The following is a 22,171-nucleotide window of genomic DNA, read 5'->3' on the forward strand; positions in this document are numbered from 1 at the left end:
ACCTCGTTCGGCCTTGACTGCTCCGGCAGTCGTGCACGGCGGTGGGGGTGGAGCGGGGCGTCATCGGCCGGCCCGGGCCATCGCTGCCGCCGCGTCCGACATGGCCCGCTTCGGGTCCTTGCCGTCCACCAGCACCTTGATCAGTTCGAGGGAGAGCGCGTCGGCCTCGCTCGGGAAGGTCGGCCGCGCGTACGGCACCCGCTCCGGCGCGACGGCCTGGAGGTTGGCGACGATCTCCTGCGACATGTCGCCCGGGTAGAAGGCGAGGAAGTCCTTGTTCGACCAGACCGACTCGCGGGCCGACGGGCTGCCCGACTCGGAGCTGACCGCGGTGGCGGTCTCCTTGCTCATCGCCCAGGCGTAGAAGAGCGCCGCCTGCTCCTTCTTGCGCGATGCCTTCGGGATGCCGGCCATCCAGTACCAGTAGTTCGGTGCGGCCGGGGCGGCGGCGCTGCCGGGCCAGCGCGACACCGCGATCTGGTCGGTGTGCTGGCTGCTGCTCTTGTCCAGCACCACCGACAGCAGTCCGCTGGCGTCGGTGTAGAGAGCCGCCCGGCCCTCGTTGACCGAGCCGGTGGCCTCCAGCCAGCTCATGTTCGACGCGCCCTTCGGGCCGTACCGGTTGAGCAGTTGCTGCACGTACAGCTCGGTCGCGGCGACCGCCTCGGGGCTGTCCACCGCCGGGGTGTTGCCGGCGTAGAACTCGCCGCCCTGGGTGAGGAAGTAGTTGGTCCAGGTCCAGACGATGTCGAGACCGCGCCGGCCCCGCCCGGCGAACGGGCGCTCCATGCTCGCGGCGAGCTTCGCGCTGGCGTCGACCAGGCTCTCCTGGGTGGGGAAGCCGGTGATCCCGGCCTGCGATGCCAGGTCCTTGCGGTAGATCACCACGCCGGCCTCGGCCGACAGCGGCAACGCCATCAGCTCACCGTTGAGGCTGCTGGCCCGGCGGGCCGGCTCGAAGAAGTCGTTCGGGTCGAACCAGCCGGTGTTGACCAGGTCGCCGCCGCCGAAGTACTTGTCCAGCGGCTCCAGCCAACCCGCGTTCATGTACTGCCCGGCCTGCAGGTTGCCGACCATCAGGGCGTCGTAGGTGGTGGCGCCGGAGGAGAGGGCCACCAGCGCCTGCTGGTAGTAGCTGTCCTCGGAGAGCGTGTTGGCCTTGAGCTTCATGCCGGTCAGCGACTCGAACTCGGCGAACCGCTTGCTGACCGCGGAGGTCCACCAGTGCTCGCAGAGCAGGAGGTTGAGCGTCTCGCCCTTGAAGCGGTCCCAGGACATGCCGGAGCCGCTGAACGTCTCGCCGGCCGCGGCGGCGTTCGCGGGACCGTTGTCGCCCTCGCGACCGGCGCAGGCGCCGAGCGCCACGGCGCCGCCGATCCCGAGCGCGCCGGTCAGCAGGCCGCGCCTGGACAGCCGGAAGGGAGCCTCGTTGCGCATGATGTCTCCTCAGGGCAGCGTGCGACGACGGCGGTGGCGAACCACCGTCGGCACGGGTGGGGGTGGGGTGTGGAGGGGGAAGGACGTGGGTGGGGCGGGGCGTCCTACCGTTTGATCCAGGAGGAGATCCGTACGCGGTCGCCGCGTACCCAGACGTCGGAGTACTCGACCGAGTCTCCGTCGGCCTGGTAGGAGATCTGCTCGAGGTAGAGGACGGGGACCCCGGGACGCAGCGACATCGCGGTGCTGACGTCGTCGTCGGGAAGTATCGCGGAGAAGGTACGCCGGACCGAGTCGACGGTCACGCCGTAGTCGTGTTCGAGCACTCCGAACAGCGACCGTTCCTGGAGGACCTGCGGTGACAGGTCCGGGCACAGGGCGGTGGGCAGGTAGTTGTCGAGCAGGTAGACCACCTCGCCGCCGACCGATCGGGTCCGGCGGATGGCCAACACGCTGAGGTCGTCGGCACGCAGGCCGAGGTGGGCGGCGATGTGCGAGGGGGCCTGGACGACGCGGGCGGAGAGCACCTGCGTGTGGTACTCGACGCCCTCCCGGTCCAGGCTCTGCGCGGTGGAGATCAGCTCCTGGGCGAACTCCTGCTCCAGCATCTGGCCCCGGACGAAGGTGCCCTTGCCCCGGGTCTGCTTGAGCAGGCCGGCCTCGATCAGCGTACGGATGGCCCGGCGGACCGTGCCCCGCGAGACGTTCAGCGCGGCGGCCAGCTCGGGCTCGGCGGGGAGCTTCAGGTGTTCCGGCCACTCCCCCGACTCGATGCGCTGCCGCATGAGTTGCGAGATCTGCTCGTGCAGCGCCTCGGCCTCGGCGGGCGAGACCTGTCGGGTGAGTGCCCTGAGGGCGGCGGGGTTCAGTTCCTGGGTCGTCGCCACGCCTGCTCCTCGTCGCTTGTTCAGTGATGTCCGCATTAGTCTGTGGACATCACTGAACATAGGGCTGGTCGATCACGGCGTCAAGCCCCTGACCTCAGGAAACTTGGCGCGGGTCAACTCACCCCCCGACCGCGCAGTGATGCACGACGACGGACGGGGTGCCGGCCGATGGCCGACACCCCGTCACGGTCGATCACGTCAACTCGCGGAGCAACTCGCGGTCGGCGTGGTGTTGTTGCCGTTCTTGTAGAGCGTGACGCCGAAGTTGTTGCCGTTGCCGTTCGGCCGCGCGGTGAGCGTGCCACTGGAGCCGCTGATCGACGCGTTCCAACTGTTCTGCACGCTCTGGCCGCCGTTGGTGCGGATGGAGACGGTCCAGTTGTTGCTGCCGCTGACCGAGAAGTTCACGTTGAACCGGTCGCTCCAGTCCTCGGCCCGGCTCACGCTGACCGAGCAGCCGCCGTTGCCGGGCGGCGGCGTGGTGGGGTTGGTGGTGCCCCCACTGTTCACCGTGATGTTGGAGCTACCGCTGCTCTGGTACCCCTCGGTGGCCATGATCTGGTAGTAGTGGTTGCCCAGGTTCATGCCCCGGGCCGCCCACGCGTCGAAGTGGTTGCCGGTGGTGATGGTGCCGCCGACCCGCTTCGACGTCCGGACGCTCCAGTACTGGTAGAAGGTCTGCGTACCGTCGATCGACGGCTGGTTGACCCGCTGGGTGCGGTAGATGTCGTACGTACCGCCGTCGGTGTTGATCGTGCCCATGGAGTTGGCGCCCGGCGGACGCCAGCTACCCCAACTGTCCACGATGTAGTACTCGACCAGCGGGCTACGGGTCCAGCCGTACAGGGTCAGGTACGAGTTGCCGTTCGGGCTGAAGGTGCCCGAGTAGGTCACGTTGCGCCGCGTACCCGGGTTCCAGCCCTTGCCGGCGACGAAATTGTTGACGTTGCTCCACTGGGTGCTGTACTGGCCGCCGTTCCCCATCGTCATGGAGACGTTGCCGCTGTCCTTCCAGAACGAGAAGAAGAACCCGTTGTGGTTCCCCTCCTGGTTGGAGGTCACGGTCTGGGCGTGGGCGGGGCCTGTCGTGATCGCCACGGTTCCGGTCGTGATCAGCGCCACGGCACAGGCCGCGCCGATCAGCGACCGGAGGCGTCTGCGGCGTCTCGGTTGCACGAGGCCGTCGGGCATTCTTCCTCCTCGGGACGGCTGGCCGGAGGCCAGCGGTGCGTACGCGCCGACCGCCTGTCGGCGGCCCGGGCGACCGCCGTCGACGGTCGGCGCGTATCGCATTCGGTGGTGGTGGGGTACCGGTCGTGCCGCACGGTGACCGGCGGAACTGGTGGCGAGGTCGACGATGATTGAGCTGCGTCGATGGCCAACAGTATTGGCCGTTTTCCCTGGACACGTCAACAACTTCCGGAAACACTCCCGACATCTCCGGCCCGCCGGAACTACCGCCCACCGCGATGTTGATCCTGTTCAGCGCTATCGAGAGTGCGTCACCTGGGTGAATATAGACCGCAACTATCGGTATCGCCCCGGACACGCCCAGCCCCTGCCGTCGGAAGTTCCAGTGGGTTTCCGGACGACGAGCGGGCACCGGGCGGGGTACATGTCGTGCATGGTCGACCTCGGGTACACCGTGCTCTGTCCGGAACTGCGCGGCTACGGGCAGTCCGGCAGGGTGCCGAACCGGCCCGACCACTCCCCGCAGCCGTGTGGCGTCGGTGGGCCGACGACCTGCGCGGGCACCCGATCGAGTCCGGCCATCACGTGGCCGAGGAGAACCCGGTCGCGCTGACCGGGGCGCTGCACCGCCTCCTCGACAGACCGGCGTCTACCCGGAGCGACGCAGGTCGGCGAGTCGACGGCGGGCACCCTCGGCGGCCGGGTCGCCCAGGTCGTCGAAGATGGCGGCGGCCAGTCGCCAGGCCGCCTCCGCCCCGTCGAGGTCGTCCATGGCGGCGCGGGTGTCGCCGAGGCGGGTAAGGGTCTCCGCCTGGTGATAGCGGTCGGCCGAGTCGCGGAACAACTCGATGGACTGCTCGTAGCAGGTCACCGCCGACTGGTACTCCCCCAGACCGTGGTAGGCGAAGCCCAGGCTGTCCAGCGTCGCCGCCTGCCCGTTGCGGTCGTCGATCAACCGTTGCTGGGCGAGCGCCTCGGTGCAGTCCGCGATGGCCTGCCGATGGTTGCCCAACACGGCGTGCAGGTAGCCGATCGCGTTCAGCGCCCGCCCCTCGCCCGCCCGGTTGCCGACGAGCCGGTAGAGCCGCAACGCCTCGTGGGCGTGCGTCAACGCCTCGTCCCGTCGGCCGAGCACGAAGCAGTGCTCGGTGTAGTTGTGCAGCGTCTGCGCCAGTCCGTCCTGGTCGCCGAGCTTCTCGTACAACGTGATCGCGCGCTGGAGGCGGTCACCGGCGGTGTCGTACTCGCCCAACCGGTAGGCGGCCCGGCCGAGCAGGCGGTTGGCGGTGGCCTGCGCCTCCAGGTCACCGAGACGTTCCGCCGACTCCAACGCGGCCTGCTGGGCGGTCGACTGGTCCTGCCAGAGCCCGCCCGGCGCGAGGAACGTGGTCAGCGCCCAGGCCAGCCGCCAGGCGTACGCGTCGAAACCGGTGGCGGTGGCCTGCCGGACCACCCGGAGCAGCACGTGCCGTTCGGCGGTGAACCAGGCCAGCGCGGCGTCCTGGTCGACCATCGGCACGCGGACGTTGCCGGGTAACGCCGGCAGCGCGGTGACCGGCGGCCACTGCGGCTGCACCAGGCGACCGGCCGGTTCGGCGCTGTGCAGGTAGTGGTCGTACAACCGGCGATGGGCCGCCCACCGCTGGTCGGCCGGCTCGTCGGCGTGGGACAACTCGGCCGCGTACGAGCGCAGCAGGTCGTGAAAGGCGTACCGGTCGGGACGGTGCTCGGTCAGCAGGTGCAGCCGGGTCAGCTCGGTGAGCACCGGGGCGACCGCGACGCGCGGCCAGCCGAGCAGCGCGGCGGCGGCGAAGCCGCTCAGTTCCGGCCCCGGGTGCAGCCCGAGCAACCGGAACAGGCGTGCCGCGTCCGGGCTCAGCGCCTCGTACGACCAGGAGAACACCCGCCGCACGTCGCCGTCGGCGAGCACCGCGAGCCGGGTCTCCGGGGCCCGCAGCTCGGCGACGACCGCCTCCAGCGGGAACGTGGGCCGGGTGGCCACCCGGGCCGCCACGATGGACAACGCGAGCGGAAGCCGACCGGCCGCTTCGATCATCTCGGCCACGGCGGCCGGTTCGGCGTCCAGGCGGCTGCCGTCGATCCGGCTCCGCAGCAGGTGCGTGGACTCGGAGTCGGTCAGCACGTCGAGAGTCAGCAGGCGGGCGCCCTCGGCGGCGACCAACGTGCTGAGCTGGTCCCGGCTGGTCACCACCACGGCGCAGCGGCCCCCGCCCGGCAGGAGCGGGCGCACCTGGTCGGCGTCGCGGGCGTTGTCGAGCACGATGAGCATCTCGCGGTCGGCCAGCAGGCTGCGGTACAGGCCGGTGCGGGCGTGCCGGCTGCTGGGTATGCGGGCCAACGGTACGTCCAGCGCCTCCAGGAAGCCGAGCAGGGCGTCGGCCGGGGAGACCGCCTCGCCCTCGTCGTAGCCGCGCAGGTTGACGTAGAGCTGCCCGTCGGGGAAGCGGTCGGCGACCCGGTGCGCCCAGTGCAACGCCAGCGTGGTCTTGCCGCATACCTGATTCTAACACATAATAGTCATGACCGCAACGGCTTCCCCTCTTGGACTACCAGCCCGGCGCCGGGCCATCCTGCTGGCCCGCTTGTCGGACAAGCGCGAAGACGTGGACTTGACGGACGAGGGCATTCCCGCGTCGTTGGAGGATCAGATCCAGCGGATGCGGGAGCGGGCCGATCGCCTTGGTTGGGACGTGTGGAAGGTGATCATGAACCCGCGCTTGTCGGCGTACAAGCGTCGGAAGATCACGTTGCCGGACGGGCGTCGGGAGTATCGGGTGTTCCGCCCGGACCTGCGCGAGGCCATGGCGGACCTGTGGGCGAGTCGGGCGAACGCGCTGTTGTGTCTGGACCTGGACCGGGCGTTCCGGGACCCGCAGGACTTGCGGGACTTGATCGATGTGGTGGAGCACGCGCCACATTCGGTCGTGGTGGAGTCGTGTACCGACTCGTTGCACATGGAGAAGGGCAAGGACAACTTCGACGCTGAGATCCGGGTGTTGGTGGCCAACAAGTCGTCGCGGGACACCGCCCGGCGGGTGTCGATGGCGCGGGAGCGCCAAGCCCGGAACGGGCAGTTCGGCGGGGGGCGCCGTCCGTTCGGGTTCTGCCTCGGGGCGCCGGAGGTACCGTCCGGGACGATGCCGGACGAGATTGTGTGCCCGTGGCACGGCGGACGGGACTGCCGGTCGGGGATTTCCACGATCGATTTTGAGACCGACGTGATCGAGGACTGTTCCCACCGGTTGTTGCAGGGTGTCAGTCTGCGTTCCCTCGCCGCTGAGTTGCGCGAGGGTGTGGTGCCGACCGTGACCGGGGCGCCGTGGAGCGCGGAGACGTTGCGTGACATCCTGTTGCGTCCGCGCAACGGCGGTTTCATGGTGCACAAGGGTGAGATCTTGGAAGGGGTCACGGCGCCGTGGGAGCCGATCGTCAAGCCTGAGGTGTTCTTCGCGGTGCGGGAGCTGTTGACCGACCCGGACCGGCGCAGCGGACCGGGCGCGGCACCGCGTTGGCACGGGTCGGGTATCTACCGGTGTGGGATCTGTACCCCGCTCGGCACGGTCACCGGCAAGCCGACGACATGTGAGGTCACCGGCGGCAGCCAACGGCAGCGCCGGTACCGGTGCAAGGACAAGAACCACCTGACCCGTAACGCCGCTCACGTGGACAACGCCGTGTTCGCGCACGTGCTCTACGCGCTGACGCACCCGCGCGCGTACGAGTTGCTGTCGGCCCCGGCGCCGGACGTGGACGCGGACGGGTTGCGCGCGGAGCGCAAGGCGATCCGTAACCGGCTCGACCTGATGGCCGAGGATGAGGTGTTGGGGCTCAAGACCCGCGCGCAGGTCATCGCCGCGACGAAGAAGGGCAACGCCCGTATCGCCGAGATTGACGAATTGTTGAACGCGACCGTGACCAGTGACCCCTTGGCAGCGGTGATCAACGCGCCGGACCCGGTGGCCGCGTGGGACGCGTTGGAGTTGGCCGATCAGCGGTTGTTCATCGACCGGTTGTGCACCGTGACGATCCTGCCGTCCGGCCGGAAGGGACGCGGGTTCGACCCGACCACGCTGGACATCGCTCCCAAGCACGGATTTGGGCGGGGTGGCCTGCCCGCCGCCGCGTAGTGGTTCCGGACGCCACGGGGCGCCCCCGATCGTGGGGGCGCCCCGTTGTCGTGCGCGGCCATCAGGCCGCCCGCCGCCGCGAACGCGTCGCCGTACGGTCGGCCGTGCGGTCGAGCAGCGCGGCTAGGGTGTCGCGTTGCTCGTCGCTCAACGGTGGCCACGCTTCGACGTTGGCCCGCACGTGCGCCATCAGCGACTCGTCACGCAGCACCGCGCGTAGCTTGGCCAGGCGTGGGCTGTCGCTGTCGCGGGGTGCGGCCATCGCGGCGAGCCGGGCGCGCATGATGGCCCGGTCCGCCGACGACACCCCCGCCGAGCCGTCGCCGGTTGGGGTGGGCCGGTCGCGTCGGGACTCGACGCGCACCGGGGCGTTGGTGGAAGGAGTGGAGAGGTGGCGGGCCATCGGTAACGTCCCCCGCGCGTTGGGATGGCCGGTGTCGTGCCGGTGGGTGTCGGGGGTGGGGTCGGTGCCGGGCGGGGTCGCCGGGCCGGTGGCCGACCGGTCGCCTAGAGACGGGCGACGGCGCGGGTTCGGGTTCTGGCTTGTGGCCATTGTCCTCCACTGTTGACTTTCGCGGGTTTCGTGAGAGTCGTGTGCATAGGTGGTTCGCCTCCTGTTCTGGGCTCGACGTTGACAAGTGGGGGTTAGCGGACCGTTGACGGTTGACGCTGGTAGCGGACGCGTCAGCCGGTAACGGCACGGCCCGGTACGGGCCGAGATGTGGGGCCGCAGACGTTGGCGCGTTCGTGCCGTTGCGTCCGGGCGGTTGCTCGCCTGCCCGTAGCACCGCCGGACCCGGGGGCGCTACGGGTGAGCGAACGCGTTGCGGGTGGGTTGCCGGGAGCGCTACGGGTAGCGCCTGGTAGCACCGTCTGCCGGGCGTTACCAGGCAGCGTTACCAGCCGCTACCACGCCGGTGCTGCCGCTTCCGCTTCCACCCGGGCAGGCGGAAGCGGAACCAGGAAGCGAAGCGGAAGCGGAACGACCGGCCCCGTTCCGGCCCCGTATCGCCACGGCGTCCGGACCGTTCCGCACCGGACGTACTGGACGCGTGGACCGTTCCGCCCGGCGCAAGGAACAGACCACGCGGAACGGGCCGTCGTTCCGGAACAGTCGCCACGGAACGGCGGAACGGCGGAACGGTCCGGCCGTTCCGCCGGTGTGCACGCCGGGGTTGGCCCGATGCCTCCGGGTGCGGTCTGATGGTGGCCATGGTGGAGCCGTCCGGCAGCGAAGCGCCCGAGCCGTCCGGTTGGGCGTTGGTTCGTATGCTGGCGCGCGAGTTCGTTCACGAGATGCGCCGTCCGGTGCCGCTGTCGGTGCGCTACCTGCGGTGCGACGGGTGCGGCCAGGTCACCCCGCACCGTGCCGACCAGCGCCTGTATTCGATCCGCTCGCAGGAGCGGGAGATCACCGCGCCGCCGCCCGAGGCGGTGTGCGACGAGTGCGGCCATGCGCAGCTCCGCACCGTGGGCGACGAGATCCCCGCCGACGTGACCGTAACCTGTTCCGGCCACCGGCACCGCCGGATCGGATCCAAGCGCAGCCGCCGGGCGTGCGCGCGGGATTTCGCCGTGCCCGCCGCCGCGTCGAGCGTGGTGTGTCCGTGGTGCGTGACCGTCCAGCCCGGACCCGGTGGCCCCGTCAACCGGTAACGCCCGCACGGGCCATGATCATCGGGAGCAAGCTGGTGCCTTCGGCACACGAAGTGCTGTGACCGGGCGCGGTCACCGTTCGAGGCGCGGTGCGCGGGGTGTTACGGGTCGCTGGTAGCGGGTCCGATAACGGCAGCCGTTCACCGTGCGGTGCATGGCAGATGACCCGAACACCAGCAGCGGCGCGCCGGGCGCGCCGACCGACCAGAGCAGCACCGGCCCGGCCGCGCCGCCTCGCCGGTACCGGCCGCGTGGCCCGGCGGTGCGGGATCAGCGGCTCACGCCGAGGTTCACCGGCGCGGAGGTGTCGCAGATCAAGGCCGCCGCCGATGCGGCGCAGATGACGTTGACCGGGTTCTGTGCCCTGGCCGCGCTCGCCGTGGCCCGGCGCACGCCGGGTGAGGTGGGCCGGGCGGGTGAGGCGCCCGCCGGGGTGGAGGAGTTGGCCGAGCTACAGCGGGAGTTGTTCGCTGTCCGCAACGCGGTCAACCGCGCCGGCACCAACCTCAACCAGGCCGTAGCGCAGCTTCACTCGACCGGGGCGCCGCCGGTGTGGCTGGAACAGGCGGTCAGCCGGGTGGCGCGAGCCGTGGCCGAGGTGGACACGGTGGTTGCGCGCATTCACCGCCGGTTGGCCTGAAACGGCCACCGGTGATTCCTGCGGTGCACCCACGCGGCGCCCACGTGGGCGGACTCTTGCGGTACCTGTTCGGTCCCGGCAAGCGGGAGGAACACGTCCGGCCCCGGGTGGTGGCCGCGTGGGACGGGTCCGGCCCGCTCGATGCGTTGCAACCGCCTGAGCGGTCCGGCGGGTGGCATGACGTGCGCGGGTTGACGAACCTGTTGGAACAGCCGGTGCGGGCCGGGTTCCGGGCGCCGTCCGCGCCGGTGTGGCACGCCTCGATCCGTAACCATCCGACCGACCGGATCCTGTCCGATGCCCAGTGGGCGCACATCGCGGCCGAGGTGATCGCCGCTGTCGGGTTGGCGCCGCACGGGGACGTGGACGCGGTGCGGTGGGTGGCGGTGCGTCACAACGACGATCACGTGCACGTGGTGGCCACGCTCGTGCGTCAGGACCGGCGCACGGTGTGGCCGTGGCAGGACAAGCGTAAGGCGCAGGCCGCCTGCCGGGATCTTGAGCAGCGGTACGGGCTGTACCGGGTCGCGCCCCCCGGGAAGGGGTCGCGCCGGTGGCCGAGCCCGGCCGAGCTGAACAAGGCCGCGCGGCTGCGCACCGCGTCCAGCAGCACGCGGCCGGGTCGCGAGACGGGGCGGGCGGGTCGCGGCGTGGCGCCGCGCGAGCGGTTACGGCGCCGGGTGCGTGAGGCCGCCGCCGTCGCCACGGATGAACGGGACTTCTTTGCCCGCCTCGCGCAGGCGGGCGTGCGGGTGAAGCTGCGGCGGGGTACGCGCGACCCGGAGCAGGTGACCGGGTACGCGGTCGGGCTCGACGGGCACCGCACCGCAACCGGCGACACGGTGTGGTACGGCGGGGGCCGCCTCGCCCCCGACCTGACGTTGCCGCAACTGCGGTCCCGGTGGACCGAGACCCCGCCAACAGGCAGGGGCGGGAACGCCGCGAGGGTGGCCGCGACCGGTATCGTCCCGCCGGACGTGTCGCGCCGCGCGGCCGAGACGGTCCGCGACGCCCACGAGGCGATGCGGGCCGCGTCGAGTCCCCTGGTCGCCTCAGCCATCGCCTCAGCCGCCGCCGACTTGTTGACCGCGACCGCGACCGCGTGGGAAGGCCGGGAAGGTGGGCCGCTCAGCGATGCCGCCGATTGGTTCGACCGGGCCGCCCACGACCTACACGGCCGAGCGTCGGCCCGCCGGGTGTCGCAGGCGAGCCACCTGCGCGCGATGGCCCGGCTGATCGCGGCCACGGGCACGGTGTCCCGCGACCGAGACACCGTCGCCGCGTTGCACCTCGTGTTCACCGTCGCCGCCCTCGCGGAGAGTCTGGCCGACCTACGCAAGGCGCAGGACCGCCTCCATCAGGCGCGGGCCGCCCGCCACGCGGCCGGACACCTTCCGCTGTACCACCCGCCCGCCGGGACGGCAGACGCCCGCACACCGGATGCGCGGGCCGCCCGACCGCCGACGCCGGACCCGCCGTCACTCGACCGGCGCGGCCGGCAGCGGTAGACCGGCCCGGGTGTGCCGGGCGACGCCGTGACGGTGCCGCCCGGCGCCCCGGGGTCAGTCGGGGTCGTCGGGGTGCGCGGCCCGGTGCGCGACGGGGGCCGGGTTCGGCAGGTGGGCCAGTCGGAGCCGGGCCGTGTGGCCGACCGGGAGCCAGACCGGCCCGGCGGGGTGGGTGGTGTGGTCGCCGGACGTGGTGGCCACGAACAGGCCGCCCCGGGTCACGGCCGGGTGGGTTCGCAACCGTTGGTGTAGCGCGGTTTCCTGCCGTGGAGTCTGCATCCGGATCAGTACCGAGTGCGACAGTCCGGCCGCCCGGTGCAGGGATTCGTAGCCGTCCAACTTTCCGAGGACCCGGCGGGCGGGTTCGGTGGCGCGGTCGTACTCCAGCCAAAACGAGACTGTGTGACCGTCTTCGGTCCACACGCCGTGCCCGTCCGGGTGGGCCAGGTCCCCGCACACGTCGCGGCAGCCCCGTTCCGACGACCACGCGCCGAGCCGGGCGCCGGGGGTGGTGCGGGCGTGCGCGGCCAGGTCCACGAAGAAGGCGTTGATGCCGAGCAGGTGTGCCAGGCGTGGACTGGACGCGAGCCGGTTGACCCGGTCCGCCACGGTGCCGGGCCGGGGCACGGCCGCGCCGTCGCGGTACGCGACATAGGCCGCGCCGATCCAGCCCAGCGACCACCGCCACGATTGGGAGCCGGGCCGTACCGCGTCCCGGAACCGGGACAGGACACCGCGTGTAGCAAGGAGGTTGAGCCGGTTGCGGGCGGTGTGCACGTTGTCGAAGCACAGCGCCGCCTCCAGAGCAACGCCAGCAGCGGTTACATCGAAAAGAATGCCGCGTCGCCTTACTGCGCCGGTGATGTCCACGACTGGCTCGGAACCTCCTACCACGAGAGCATTGAGAGTAGCGGTACATACACCTCCAACACCTCGAATCGGGTAGACGGCATTACGTGTTAAACAGCTCGGGCTCGAAATGCTTGCTTTGGCCGGCGGTGCGATGGTGCGCCGCCGGCGGGGCACCACACCGGGCGGTACTAGCTTTCGCGGCTACAGCGGTAATCTTGCTGTCTCTGCCAGGGTGCGGACAGCGCACGTCGGCGGACGAGCAGGCCAGCGTCTCCTTCGACGCGCAGCGCCGCCTCGCCGTTGACCCGCCCCCACATGTCCCTCAAGCGATGTTGCGCTCCGGGCAACGAGCTGAAATCGCCGGGCAACTAGTATACTGGATATGGATTGAACAGGGCTTGGTCAAGGAGGGTGAGGTAGCAACCGTACCGCGCTCCAACCCGATGGGTCTTGTCGCGGAGTCTGCCGTGCACATTGACCTTGCAACTTCGGTCGAACCGACACGTATACAGATACTCGCCTACCGAACCATCGAAGGGAACGGCCTGCCTACAGGGACACCGGAAGAAGCGTCGTGTGAACCCACGGCGACTCCTGCCAGATGCACGTACACTGTCGACGATCGGATCCGCATCTCGACAGTGTCAAGCGACGAAAGCCGGTTGATCATTGTCAACGCCGCTTGGTACGTTCCCGCACGGATGCGTGAGCAGGATGGCCGACTTCCCGCCGAGGTGTCAGCGTCCTGGGCATTCATTACCGAGACAACCAGACGCGGGTGAACGACCTGTGGAAGGCAGTATGAACGAGATTCTGGGACCCCTGCTGGTCGCCATGACAACGGCCGACGCCCGTCATCCCCGCCTTGCCATCGAACTCGTCAGCTCCTACGACGAGCGGTACCTCGCCGAGGTCGTCGCCCCGGCGTTGGGACAATCCGTGTCTCCGCTGACCACGCCGGGGCGCTGGTCGCTCGGCGGGTTGCTGATACGGAGTCGGCCGGAGGCTCCCACGCCACCAAACGTGGTCCGCTGCCGCCTACAGGTAGACAAGCCTGATCGGTGGCGTTACGAAGACCTCGGCGAGGAAGGCGCCGTCTTACGTGCCCACGGTTCGGACGGTGTCACCCGCTGGGCATATGTAGACGCCACAGTCAGAGCATGGCGTCCCGATCCTTCGGCCGACGTTCGGCAACTGGCGCCGACTGCCTGGCAGCAGGCCCCGAGCCCCGCCCTCCGCGAGGTCATTGACCCATCCCTTGTCCTACCGGCGCTATCGATCACGCACGCCGAGCCTTTCGAGTCCGAGTTTGGCGCGGCAGTCCGGCTGCAAGGATCCCCTCGATCCGCCGACCTTGTCGAGTCCGCACTTGTGAGCCCCTGGGCTGACCAGTGTGACGTTGACGTGCATTTCGCGACGGGTATCGTGCTGGCCGCGAACAACATGTCGGCCAGTGGGCGAACTCTCGTGCAGCATTCACTTGTCACGCTGGACATCTCAAGCCCATTCGGAGACGAAACATTCGCTGTACCAGAGCGTGAAAGCTTCGCCCCTTAACTCTCCTGCCCACCCGAAAGCCGCTGTCTTATGTAGTGGTGGCGCCTCGAAGCGTGTGACTTCGGCTCGGGTTTGTTGATCCTCAGGTGAACCTGCCGCTGGTGTTCGCCACAGGGATGGCAGAGGGTGTAGCGCCGGGGCGGATCGGTCGTCGATTTTCCATGGATGGCCCTGGGCGCTCCAGCGCTGCGTTCGCTGCGAGCGCGGACTGGCTGTAGTGAGGAGGCCAGGGGGCGGCGTCAGTGCTCTCGAACGTAGACGCCGACGCCTGGCAGCGTCTCCGTGATGCCCTTCGCTCACAAGTTCTGCATCGTGCGGTCGATGACTGGCTCTGTGACGCCGTAGTGCCCGGTCAGTTCGCGATCACAGCTTGACATCCCAGCCCCACCCGACGTACCTCGGCCCCGCGAGGTAGGGGGCGGGGGCACAGCAAACGGCCGGGGCGGGATGTCCCGCCCCGGCAATGGGGGTGCGCCCCCGCCGAGGGACCGTCATACCCGTGGAGGCTACCGGCGTGCGCCCGCGTCGTCCCACACCACCGCGTCCGGGCTGTCCAGCCAGAACCGATGTTCGCCGGTGTCGGTGACGGTTAGTCCGAGGCGGTCCCGGGTCGGTGCCCCGGCGTCACGCCACCAGTCGAAGACGGATTCGATCTCGTCCCACAGATCACGCTGCCCGTACTGCTCCACCTGCCCGGCGGTGTCATCGACCGCCGCCCATGAGCCATCCGAGGCGAACAGCCACATCTGCTCGTTGCCGCCGTTCGGGGTGAACCCGAGCCACGTCACCTCGGGGACCCGCAACGCCAGCCACAAACCCGCGTCGGCGTGGTGCAGCACGACACTCGGGTGCCGGGTCGGCCGGGTGGTGCCGGTCTGTTTCACCGCCGTGGACAGCGCTGCCGGTGCCCGGTCGGCCGCGCGGACCGGCATGAACCCGCCCGACTGTGCCAGGAAGAACCCTTGCCCGCTACCGCCGTTGACCTCCAACCGCACGAGCGGACCGCCACCCAGGTCACGCCACAGGCTGACCACGATGACCCCGCCGTCACGCACCTGAGCCAGCCATGTGGGCGGCACCGCAGGCACGGACACCGTGGCGATCAGCCGGTCATAGGGGGCATTCTCCCGCCAGCCCTGTTCACCGTCGCCCGTGACCAGGGTCGGCCGGTACCCGCACGCCGTGATTCGTTGCCGGGCAGAGTCCGCGACCACCGGATCAACCTCCACGCTGGTGACGTTCTGCGCGCCGAGGCGGTGCGACAGCAACGCCGCGTTGTAGCCGGTGCCGGTACCGATCTCCAAGACCCGTTCCCCACCGGACAGGCGCAACGCGTCCAGCATCAACGCCATGAGTCCCGGCTGTGTCGAACTGGACGTACCGGTCCCTGCCAGGGGTCCACCGGCCGGGTCCGGGCTGACCATGCCGTCCAACTGGGTGGTCAAGGTGGTGTCGGCGTACACCATGCGCCAGTAGTCCGGGTGGGCCGCGTCGATCGCCTGCCACCGCCCATCGGGCAGCGGGAGGAAGAATGCGGGCAGGAACACGTGACGGGGCACCTCACCGAACGCTTCGCTCCATAGCGGATCGGACAGGTAGCCGTCAGCTTCCAACCCGGACAGGAACCGGGGAATATGCCCGGACAGTTGTTCAGTCATGGGTGGCGCCCTCCAACGCGTCGGCGATAGCAGCGGCTATCGGCGATCCGGTTTCGTGTTCTATCCATGCCCATTGCCCGTTCGGGTTCGCCTCCAAAAACACGTGCTCACCATCCGGGGTAACGACAAAATCTAGCGCGGCGAAACGCAGGCGGCGCAGCGTGAGAAATCGCCGCACCTTGTCCGCCACTGCCTCGGGCAGTGTGTCGGCACTGTACCGAAGATTGTGGTAATCGGCGCGGCCTTTTTCAGTCATGGCTTCAATGCGCGCGGTGAACACGTTTCCGTCCACCACCGTCACTCGCAACTCGTGCGCTTTCTCGACCTGTTGTTGAAACAGGTGCGCTGTGACTGCAACACCGTCATCGAGCGTCGCCGGATCGACTGAACGGGCATAGATCACCTTGTCCTCGCCGAGGATGCCGATGGTCAACGACTTGTAGATAATCGGGCCGTGCGCCTGCGCGAACGCCCGCGCCTCGGCCGGATCGTTGGTAAGTAACGTTGCTGGGACCGAGAAGCCGACCTGCGCCGCTGTCGCCAACTGCAACGGCTTGTGCTCGGCCGCGCGGATGTCGTCCGGGTGGTTCAGCCACGGCAACACCGCCAGCACACCGCGTAGCCCAGCCACCGCCTCCGCGCGCACCCACTCGGCGTGCGGCACCTCGGCCGGCACCGTGATCGGGGTGGGGCGCCGCCACCACGCGCACGCCACGTCGGCTACGTCCACCGTTCGCCGGTCGGTGCGCAGGTGCCCGGTCCAGCTCCCGCCGAACCGGGCACCCAGCACCATCGTGGACGGGAACGCGCCAGGATCACACCGGAACACCGGAACCCCCCGACGTTCCAATTCGACAATCACCGCATCAGCGGTCACGTCGAACTCGCCGGTGAAAACCACGACCGTATGCCCGCCCACGCCTGCGCCTCAATCCTCGGTCTGGTCGGAGTCTTTGTCCGCCCCGCCCTTGTTGTCCTGCGCTGCCGTGTTCGTGGAGGTGGAACCGGTCGAGTGCTTCAACGCCGGAACACTCACCCCGCCCTCAGTGATGACGCTGATCTGCCGATCCGGATCGAAACGAACCGTGGACAAATCCACCGGCACCGGCACGACGTCAACCGCCTGCCGCGCCCCGAACGCTACTACTGTCATCGCCTTTCCCTTCCCTGGTGCGGAACGAGACTATGGAAAGCGGATCGGAACGCATCGTTGCGATCCTCACCGATCAATCCCACCGTTTTTCCTACACGAAACTTTCTGCCTCTGCGTGACAGGTCATGCAGACAACCACCACTGCGCAATTGCCGCCAGAGGTCAGCTCCATTGTTCAGCGGGAAACGGCTGTCGAAGGTCATCACGGCTCCTGCTCTCGTTCGTACTGGAAACCCTCGCTCAACGACGCCCCGCGTCCGCCGGTGGCGTAGCCGGTGTGATCCGGATACGAGCGGCCGAACTCACGGGACGCCGAGCCGGGAACGGACACCGGCGGCGCGGTAGCCAGCCGCCCGTCATACCAGCGCGGGTCTTCCCCTGCCGCAGCGATCACCGACGCGGCGTGTTCGCGTGCCGGGCATGGCGCCCGCTCGCCGCAGCGCACACACGCCCCGGCCGCGTCGCCGTGATGACCCTGGTACAACTCCACCGCCGTCACGTGCGTCGGGGTGCCGTGCAGGTTCGGAATCGACGCTCCCACCGTGACGACCCCCTTCCCATCTCAGAACCGTTGCTGTGCTGAGGCTTCAGGACGCGGAACGCGCCATTTCGGGACGACGAAACGCGGTCACGACCGGCCTACCCGCCACGCTGCCCCCGTCGCCGGTCACCGCGCCGGACGGACCGTCCGTGAGGCTGGCCACCAGCACCGCGAACCGGGTCTTCGCGTCCGTGTCGGCAAGTTTGAGCGCCCGATCAAGAACCGACTGTGTGGCCAACCTCAGCGGCAACGCGGTGGTTTTGTTCTCCCACGAGGAAACCGTCGAGGACGTCACCCCGAGATGTTCGGCGAAGGCGCGCACACTCATCCGCAACGCCTCGCGCAACGCCCGCGACTCACGCCCGGTCCACCGGACCACCGTCAGCCCGCAACCGCAACCGGCCCGGTCCCCGTCCGTGACCGCCGGCATCACGCCCGCCGCTCAGCGAGGGAGTACACCCGCGCACCATCCGGCATCGCCGGAAAATCGAACACGGTCGGGGTGAGGTTCGCCCCACCGGCGCCGGACGCGTCGATCAACACCCGTACCCCGCAGGCCACCACCGCCACGCGGCCCGCTGTGCCGTCCTGGCAGACCACCGTGACCGCCGATCCCGCCTCCGCGCTCACATTCACCCGCACCGCTCCGGCGCCCACCTCCGACGCCACCTGATCAGCGTCGTCGGCTTCGTGCGACGACTTCGGATCGAACCGCGCCGCGTCGTTGGCGTGCCCCTGGATGACGAAGAACCCAAGTGCGGCATCGGTGTCCCGGCCGAGCACCGCGCGGAACGCCGTGCGGTATGGCTCCGTTGGCCATCGGTGCTCTCCCCGTTCGAGTTTGCCAACGTAGCGGCCATCGATGTTGACCGTACGCCCGGTGTGCTTGAACAGGTAGGCGGCAACGAACTCGGCTAACTCCTGCCGCGACATCGGCCGTCCTGACCCGGACGGGGACAACCGCTCCCGCCGCGCGCCGCGCAACAGGTCGTTGGGACCCGGTTGATATGCCACTATGGATTTCCGTTCCTGGAATGTGTGAGTGTGGTTGGGGCAGGCGCGGCCGGGCGAGCGGCACGCGCATTCCGCAGCGGCGCACGAACCCCTCTCCCCGCCCCCGCCCACGCGGTCGGCACGTCATCCCGCCCGCGCCGCGAGCCAGTTCAAACCAACCCGTTTAGCGCCCATCAGCTCCGGGCGCGTCGCGCCGGGCCGCCGCCGAGGCAGGCTGGCCGAGAACGCGAACACCTTGGCCGCCGCCTCATGCGCCGGACACGGGCCGAGCACCTTGCACTCCACGCAAAGCCCGTCACCGCTGGACACCGCGTGTCGGTCCAACGTCGCCTGCGCGTGGTCGATCTGTGATCCGCCGTGATAGGTCGTTGCCATCTCACACATCCCTATGCCGAACGAGGGACAGACGTGCCGCGCGGCCCCGCGTGCCCACGAGCGGTACCGCGCGGCACGTCTGTCCCGATTCACCCACCACCACGGACCCTGACGTCACGAAGCAGCGGGGAGCCTTGTCGACACGCGGCGAACCCGCGTGCCCGCCGCCCACAGCAACGGGCGACCTGTCGCGTCCGTACTGATCACGGCCGGGCATGAGGACCGCCCTGCCGGAATCGCATCCCGCCCACGCGTACGGACACGGGGCGTGGTTGGTGGCTGATCTGCGTACCGTCCCGCCGCAGCTCCAACCCCTCAAGATCAAGCCACTCGCCATCGGCCACCTGTAGTCGCCGACCGATCCGGGTAACACGCACGATCAGCGGACCAATGCCATACCGATAGTCATGGTCATCAACCTCGATGACATCGCCGATCCTGACCGTGATCATCGGGGGTGCTCCACACGCCGAGGGGTGAGATCACTCGTCGTCGTGGCGCCGCAACGCGGGCACCATCGAGACTTGACCTTGAACGACCACAGCCCCGCGAGGTACCCGAGTACCGACGCGGCCAGTACGGTGCCGAACAACAAAGTGATCACCTCCTGCGCGGGCCGTTCCAGGTTGCCGGGAGAGGCATGGATGGTCACTCGACCCAACCTGACAGCAGTGACGGGACCACTGTCATGGACAGGATGCCACCGTTCAATGGCTGGGACAAGTGTCCCAGCGCCCTTGTCTGAATGTTCGGACCGTCTGTCCGTCGAGGTCAGTGAGACGGTGTCGACGCGCATCGGTGGGGTGAGATACTGGCCGTCGTGTCCGAGGGTCCGACTGCACGACGTAGAAGGCTGGGTCAGGTGCTCAAGCAGCACCGGGAGCAAGCCGGGATGTCGATAGAGGGTGCCGCGAAGGCAGCGGGCATCTCCGGTCCGCACCTGTCGCGGATCGAGCGGGCTCGTGTCGGGGTGCGGGTACCCGTCGTCAAGCTGTTACTTCAGACCTACCGAGCCGATGCCGGGACCATCGAAGAGATGGTGGAGATCGCGGGAATCAAGGGTGACCGGGGATGGTGGCATGACTTCCCGTCGATCAACCGGCCGTACCAGACGTTGATCGGCTTCGAGGCGGTCGCTTCGACCATCCGCAACTACGAGCCGTTCATCGTGCCGGGCCTGTTGCAGACGGAGGAGTACACGCGGGCCTTGCTGCAGCGAGGGCCGGCGCGGCTGAGCGAGGAGACGATCTCCGAGCGGATCACGGTCCGGACGCAACGTCAGACGATCCTCGACCGCGACGACCCGCCCGTGCTCTCCTTCGTGCTTGACGAGGCTGCGATCCGGCGCCCGGTTGGCGGGCCGGATGTGATGCGCCAGCAGTTGCAGCACATTCTCGATGTAGCGACCCGCCCGAACGTTGACGTCGCGGTGATCCCGTTTGCTGCCGGGGCTCATCCAGGGTCGCTCGGGTCGTTCGTCATCCACAGCTTCGCACCAGGTGAGCGCGACGCGATCTACATCGAGGGCATGGCAGGCGACCTCTATCCTGAACGGCGAGTAGAGTGGTATATCGACGTGTTCAACCGACTTCAGTCGATCGCCCTAAGTGATGTCGATTCGGTGCATTTCATTCGCAAGGCCATAGAGGAGATGAAAGAGTGACTCTTGGACAAGAGTGGAGGAAGTCCACTCGGTCGGGCGACAACGGCAACTGCGTCGAGCTGCGGGACAGGGACGGCCGGGTGGAGATGCGAGACTCCAAGGACCCGACCGGGCCGACCCTCGGGTTCGAGTACGACGTGTTTGCCTCCTTCATGGACGGATTGAAGGCAGGACGGCTCGACCGGTGAGGTAGCCGGCCACCCGACCAGTTGCCGAACGGGACGGCGACTCCCGTACATCAGGGGGTCGCTGCTTGCGTTTTTGGGAAAGCCTCACCGAGGGTGGCCGGTTCATAACCTCCCGAGCGCATCGCCTAGGGCCTCTCGGCCAGGCGAATCGAGCGAGGTAGGTCCACGATGAACCCCGTCACGCCGGTCAGAGGCGGGCGGGCAAAGATCGGACCACCGGCAACGGGGCGCTCCAGCCGTGCGGGGCGCCCCGCTCCTTGTCCCAACTTCCTCATCGACGTTAAGCCACACGCTCCGTCATCGGTTCCTGCGGATGGGGCCGGACGGTGGACGGGTCGATGGTAGCCACGGCCTGTTCTGCCTTCAGGATCTTGAGAAGGAGTGAAGCGCGTTCGTTGGACACACCGTGCCCATCATCGCGGATGGCGTCCGCGAGGTTGTCCCGCGACAGCGACCGCCCCTCGGCGGTAAGGGTCACACCTGCCGCCCGCGCCGCCGGGATCAAATGCCCCACGGTCCGGATGTCGACCGTCGCCGCCCGATCGTCCGGGATGCCGGTCCCGAGCGGGCCAGGCCGGCTCGCGCCGCCCGGGGCGCCCGCCGGGTCGGCCGGGCCGGTCGCGGACGGCCCGGGGGTTTTCGTCCGCTCGCCGGGGGCGGTCCCGGACCGCGCCACGTCGTCCCGTCCGGTCCGGCGGACGGTCCCGGGGACAGCCGGGACGGGTGCGGACGTCCGCTGATCGTCCCGGACGGTCGTCCGCTGATCATCGTTGGTGTGGTCGATCATCGCGAACAGAAGTTTGACCGAGACCAGCATGGAGACCGCCGGCCAACCGGCCAGCGCCTTGCCGATCGGGTCCGCCCCGCCTACCGCGATGTTCGCGGCGAGGCTCGCGGCGGTGCCGATGATGAGCGCGACCCACGGAATCCAGCCGGTAGGCCGCCCGGCGCGACGCTGCGCTACCAGGTAGAGGCTGGCCACGATTTCCAGCCCGTCCACGCTGATCGGGAACGCATACGACTTCCAGCCAAGTTGACCATGGTGAAGGGCCAGTTCACGCATGTGCGCGAAGCTGATCGCACCCGCGACGAAGGCCAGCCCGGCGACGAACAACGCGGTGAGGATCAACAGAGTCTTATCGGTTCGGTTCTTCATCGGGTCACCTCCGGGACAGTTGCGGCCGACGCGAGCAGCGTCGAGAGGGCATCGAGCACGCGCCGGGCGTTGTCGGCGGGCATGGACAGATGGGCGTCGCCCACCTGCACGCGCAGGTAGGGCTCACACGGCCACGGGGCGCACGCCTCAGTGAGCCATGCCGTCCCGTCCCTGACGGGCAGCCATTGAGCCGTGGTGAGGTTCAGCGGGAACGGGACGGACCTGTGCTCACCGCCGACACCGGACCGGTAGCCGTTTGCCTGACTGGCCGGGTCGGCGGTGCACCGGGACCGGTCACACCACGCGGGGTGCCGATCGGTTGGGGTTCGTCGCAGTATCGGGTCTGTGTGTTCGTGGGTGCCTGTCATGGCGTGAAGTCCTTTGCTGGCAGGAATTCGGGCGTACTCACCGGGGCGCAGGGCACCGGTCGGGCAGCGGGAGGCTCGGCGCGAGGCGCGCGTCATCGGCCCGGCCCGCTCGGCGGGTCGGGAAAGGTCAAGGGGTTGCAGGGACCGGCGAGCGGCCGATGCGGTCGCGTTGGTATGGG

At 69.0% G+C, this 22,171-nt stretch carries 23 protein-coding genes; 7 read left to right on the forward strand and 16 right to left on the reverse strand.

Going from position 1 to position 22,171, the window contains the following annotated elements:
• Positions 1 to 60: 60 nt before the first annotated feature.
• The 5 genes from ACQVFL_RS16720 to ACQVFL_RS16740 all read right to left on the reverse strand — a co-directional run bounded on the left by ACQVFL_RS16720 (position 61) and on the right by ACQVFL_RS16740 (position 6,009).
• A complete protein-coding gene (locus ACQVFL_RS16720; RefSeq protein ID WP_431726927.1) occupies positions 61 to 1,437 on the reverse strand; it encodes an ABC transporter substrate-binding protein in 1,377 nt (458 codons plus the stop codon).
• 104 nt (positions 1,438 to 1,541) lie between these two features.
• A complete protein-coding gene (locus tag ACQVFL_RS16725; protein WP_396696857.1) occupies positions 1,542 to 2,324 on the reverse strand; it encodes a GntR family transcriptional regulator in 783 nt (260 codons plus the stop codon).
• 198 nt (positions 2,325 to 2,522) lie between these two features.
• Complete coding sequence (locus ACQVFL_RS16730) at positions 2,523 to 3,515, reverse strand: glycoside hydrolase family 11 protein (RefSeq protein ID WP_431729841.1); 993 nt, start codon at positions 3,513 to 3,515, stop codon at positions 2,523 to 2,525.
• Between the two features lie 477 nt (positions 3,516 to 3,992).
• On the reverse strand, positions 3,993 to 4,142 hold the full coding sequence (locus tag ACQVFL_RS16735; protein WP_431726928.1) for a hypothetical protein: 150 nt from the start codon (positions 4,140 to 4,142) through the stop codon (positions 3,993 to 3,995).
• A gap of 22 nt (positions 4,143 to 4,164) precedes the next feature.
• Positions 4,165 to 6,009: a tetratricopeptide repeat protein gene (locus ACQVFL_RS16740; RefSeq protein WP_431726929.1), complete on the reverse strand. Its 1,845-nt coding sequence runs from the start codon at positions 6,007 to 6,009 to the stop codon at positions 4,165 to 4,167.
• Positions 6,010 to 6,139: 130 nt separating this feature from the next.
• Between ACQVFL_RS16740 and ACQVFL_RS16745 the strand changes: the two genes are divergently transcribed.
• Positions 6,140 to 7,663, forward strand: a complete 1,524-nt coding sequence (locus ACQVFL_RS16745) for a recombinase family protein (RefSeq protein ID WP_431726930.1) — start codon at positions 6,140 to 6,142, stop codon at positions 7,661 to 7,663.
• A 61-nt stretch (positions 7,664 to 7,724) separates the two neighbouring features.
• On the opposite strand, the gene ACQVFL_RS16750 is transcribed toward ACQVFL_RS16745, so the two are convergent.
• Entirely contained in the window at positions 7,725 to 8,216 is a 492-nt protein-coding gene (locus ACQVFL_RS16750) for a hypothetical protein (protein WP_431726931.1), read from the reverse strand.
• A gap of 650 nt (positions 8,217 to 8,866) precedes the next feature.
• On the opposite strand from ACQVFL_RS16750, the gene ACQVFL_RS16755 reads away from it, so the two are divergent.
• From ACQVFL_RS16755 to ACQVFL_RS16765, 3 genes are all read left to right on the forward strand, one after another.
• Positions 8,867 to 9,319 (forward strand): hypothetical protein, encoded by a 453-nt coding sequence (locus ACQVFL_RS16755; RefSeq protein WP_431726932.1) that lies wholly within the window; start codon positions 8,867 to 8,869, stop codon positions 9,317 to 9,319.
• 154 nt (positions 9,320 to 9,473) lie between these two features.
• Complete coding sequence (locus ACQVFL_RS16760) at positions 9,474 to 9,959, forward strand: hypothetical protein (protein WP_431726933.1); 486 nt, start codon at positions 9,474 to 9,476, stop codon at positions 9,957 to 9,959.
• Positions 9,960 to 10,003: 44 nt separating this feature from the next.
• Entirely contained in the window at positions 10,004 to 11,467 is a 1,464-nt protein-coding gene (locus ACQVFL_RS16765) for a relaxase/mobilization nuclease domain-containing protein (RefSeq protein WP_431726934.1), read from the forward strand.
• A gap of 54 nt (positions 11,468 to 11,521) precedes the next feature.
• Here the strand turns inward: ACQVFL_RS16765 and ACQVFL_RS16770 are convergent, their stop codons facing one another.
• Positions 11,522 to 12,337: a replication-relaxation family protein gene (locus ACQVFL_RS16770; RefSeq protein ID WP_431726935.1), complete on the reverse strand. Its 816-nt coding sequence runs from the start codon at positions 12,335 to 12,337 to the stop codon at positions 11,522 to 11,524.
• Between the two features lie 783 nt (positions 12,338 to 13,120).
• Here ACQVFL_RS16770 and ACQVFL_RS16775 point away from each other — a divergent pair.
• Positions 13,121 to 13,876, forward strand: coding sequence for a hypothetical protein (locus ACQVFL_RS16775; protein ID WP_431726936.1), 756 nt, complete (start codon positions 13,121 to 13,123; stop codon positions 13,874 to 13,876).
• 506 nt (positions 13,877 to 14,382) lie between these two features.
• On the opposite strand, the gene tgmC is transcribed toward ACQVFL_RS16775, so the two are convergent.
• The 8 genes from tgmC to ACQVFL_RS16815 form a co-directional block, all read right to left on the reverse strand.
• Positions 14,383 to 15,534 carry an ATP-grasp peptide maturase system methyltransferase gene (gene tgmC / locus ACQVFL_RS16780; protein WP_431726937.1) on the reverse strand — a complete coding sequence of 384 codons (1,152 nt, stop codon included), beginning with the start codon at positions 15,532 to 15,534 and terminating at the stop codon, positions 14,383 to 14,385.
• On the reverse strand, positions 15,527 to 16,453 hold the full coding sequence (gene tgmB / locus ACQVFL_RS16785) for an ATP-grasp ribosomal peptide maturase (RefSeq protein WP_431726938.1): 927 nt from the start codon (positions 16,451 to 16,453) through the stop codon (positions 15,527 to 15,529). Before tgmB ends, tgmC begins: the two co-directional genes overlap by 8 nt.
• A 9-nt stretch (positions 16,454 to 16,462) precedes the next feature.
• Positions 16,463 to 16,687: a putative ATP-grasp-modified RiPP gene (tgmA, locus tag ACQVFL_RS16790; protein WP_431726939.1), complete on the reverse strand. Its 225-nt coding sequence runs from the start codon at positions 16,685 to 16,687 to the stop codon at positions 16,463 to 16,465.
• Between the two features lie 202 nt (positions 16,688 to 16,889).
• On the reverse strand, positions 16,890 to 17,228 hold the full coding sequence (locus ACQVFL_RS16795) for a hypothetical protein (RefSeq protein WP_431726940.1): 339 nt from the start codon (positions 17,226 to 17,228) through the stop codon (positions 16,890 to 16,892).
• A gap of 46 nt (positions 17,229 to 17,274) precedes the next feature.
• A complete protein-coding gene (locus ACQVFL_RS16800) occupies positions 17,275 to 17,658 on the reverse strand; it encodes a helix-turn-helix domain-containing protein (protein WP_431726941.1) in 384 nt (127 codons plus the stop codon).
• A complete protein-coding gene (locus ACQVFL_RS16805; protein ID WP_431726942.1) occupies positions 17,658 to 18,161 on the reverse strand; it encodes a hypothetical protein in 504 nt (167 codons plus the stop codon). The genes ACQVFL_RS16800 and ACQVFL_RS16805 overlap by 1 nt, the downstream gene beginning before the upstream one ends.
• A gap of 204 nt (positions 18,162 to 18,365) precedes the next feature.
• Positions 18,366 to 18,617: a hypothetical protein gene (locus tag ACQVFL_RS16810; RefSeq protein ID WP_431726943.1), complete on the reverse strand. Its 252-nt coding sequence runs from the start codon at positions 18,615 to 18,617 to the stop codon at positions 18,366 to 18,368.
• A 203-nt stretch (positions 18,618 to 18,820) separates the two neighbouring features.
• Positions 18,821 to 19,069: a hypothetical protein gene (locus ACQVFL_RS16815; RefSeq protein ID WP_431726944.1), complete on the reverse strand. Its 249-nt coding sequence runs from the start codon at positions 19,067 to 19,069 to the stop codon at positions 18,821 to 18,823.
• A gap of 410 nt (positions 19,070 to 19,479) precedes the next feature.
• Between ACQVFL_RS16815 and ACQVFL_RS16820 the strand changes: the two genes are divergently transcribed.
• Together ACQVFL_RS16820 and ACQVFL_RS16825 are read left to right on the forward strand one after the other, a co-directional pair.
• Positions 19,480 to 20,280, forward strand: a complete 801-nt coding sequence (locus ACQVFL_RS16820) for a helix-turn-helix domain-containing protein (RefSeq protein ID WP_431726945.1) — start codon at positions 19,480 to 19,482, stop codon at positions 20,278 to 20,280.
• On the forward strand, positions 20,277 to 20,468 hold the full coding sequence (locus ACQVFL_RS16825) for a DUF397 domain-containing protein (protein ID WP_431726946.1): 192 nt from the start codon (positions 20,277 to 20,279) through the stop codon (positions 20,466 to 20,468). The genes ACQVFL_RS16820 and ACQVFL_RS16825 overlap by 4 nt, the downstream gene beginning before the upstream one ends.
• A 280-nt stretch (positions 20,469 to 20,748) precedes the next feature.
• On the opposite strand, the gene ACQVFL_RS16830 is transcribed toward ACQVFL_RS16825, so the two are convergent.
• Positions 20,749 to 21,624: a DUF2637 domain-containing protein gene (locus ACQVFL_RS16830; protein WP_431726947.1), complete on the reverse strand. Its 876-nt coding sequence runs from the start codon at positions 21,622 to 21,624 to the stop codon at positions 20,749 to 20,751.
• Positions 21,625 to 22,171: the final 547 nt, after the last annotated feature.

The organism is Verrucosispora sp. TAA-831, assembly GCF_050780145.1.
In the GTDB taxonomy this organism is placed as follows: Bacteria; Actinomycetota; Actinomycetes; order Mycobacteriales; family Micromonosporaceae; genus Micromonospora.

Coding starts and splice junctions, on each gene's coding strand:
- ACQVFL_RS16720 (WP_431726927.1), bottom strand. CDS start 1,437: ATGCGCAACGAGGCTCCCTTCCGGCTGTCCAGGCGCGGCCTGCTGACC.
- ACQVFL_RS16730 (WP_431729841.1), bottom strand. CDS start 3,515: ATGCCCGACGGCCTCGTGCAACCGAGACGCCGCAGACGCCTCCGGTCG.
- ACQVFL_RS16750 (WP_431726931.1), bottom strand. CDS start 8,216: ATGGCCACAAGCCAGAACCCGAACCCGCGCCGTCGCCCGTCTCTAGGC.
- ACQVFL_RS16755 (WP_431726932.1), top strand. CDS start 8,867: ATGGTGGCCATGGTGGAGCCGTCCGGCAGCGAAGCGCCCGAGCCGTCC.
- ACQVFL_RS16760 (WP_431726933.1), top strand. CDS start 9,474: ATGGCAGATGACCCGAACACCAGCAGCGGCGCGCCGGGCGCGCCGACC.
- ACQVFL_RS16775 (WP_431726936.1), top strand. CDS start 13,121: ATGAACGAGATTCTGGGACCCCTGCTGGTCGCCATGACAACGGCCGAC.
- tgmC (WP_431726937.1), bottom strand. CDS start 15,534: ATGACTGAACAACTGTCCGGGCATATTCCCCGGTTCCTGTCCGGGTTG.
- tgmA (WP_431726939.1), bottom strand. CDS start 16,687: ATGACAGTAGTAGCGTTCGGGGCGCGGCAGGCGGTTGACGTCGTGCCG.
- ACQVFL_RS16800 (WP_431726941.1), bottom strand. CDS start 17,658: ATGCCGGCGGTCACGGACGGGGACCGGGCCGGTTGCGGTTGCGGGCTG.
- ACQVFL_RS16805 (WP_431726942.1), bottom strand. CDS start 18,161: ATGTCGCGGCAGGAGTTAGCCGAGTTCGTTGCCGCCTACCTGTTCAAG.
- ACQVFL_RS16810 (WP_431726943.1), bottom strand. CDS start 18,617: ATGGCAACGACCTATCACGGCGGATCACAGATCGACCACGCGCAGGCG.
- ACQVFL_RS16815 (WP_431726944.1), bottom strand. CDS start 19,069: ATGATCACGGTCAGGATCGGCGATGTCATCGAGGTTGATGACCATGAC.
- ACQVFL_RS16830 (WP_431726947.1), bottom strand. CDS start 21,624: ATGAAGAACCGAACCGATAAGACTCTGTTGATCCTCACCGCGTTGTTC.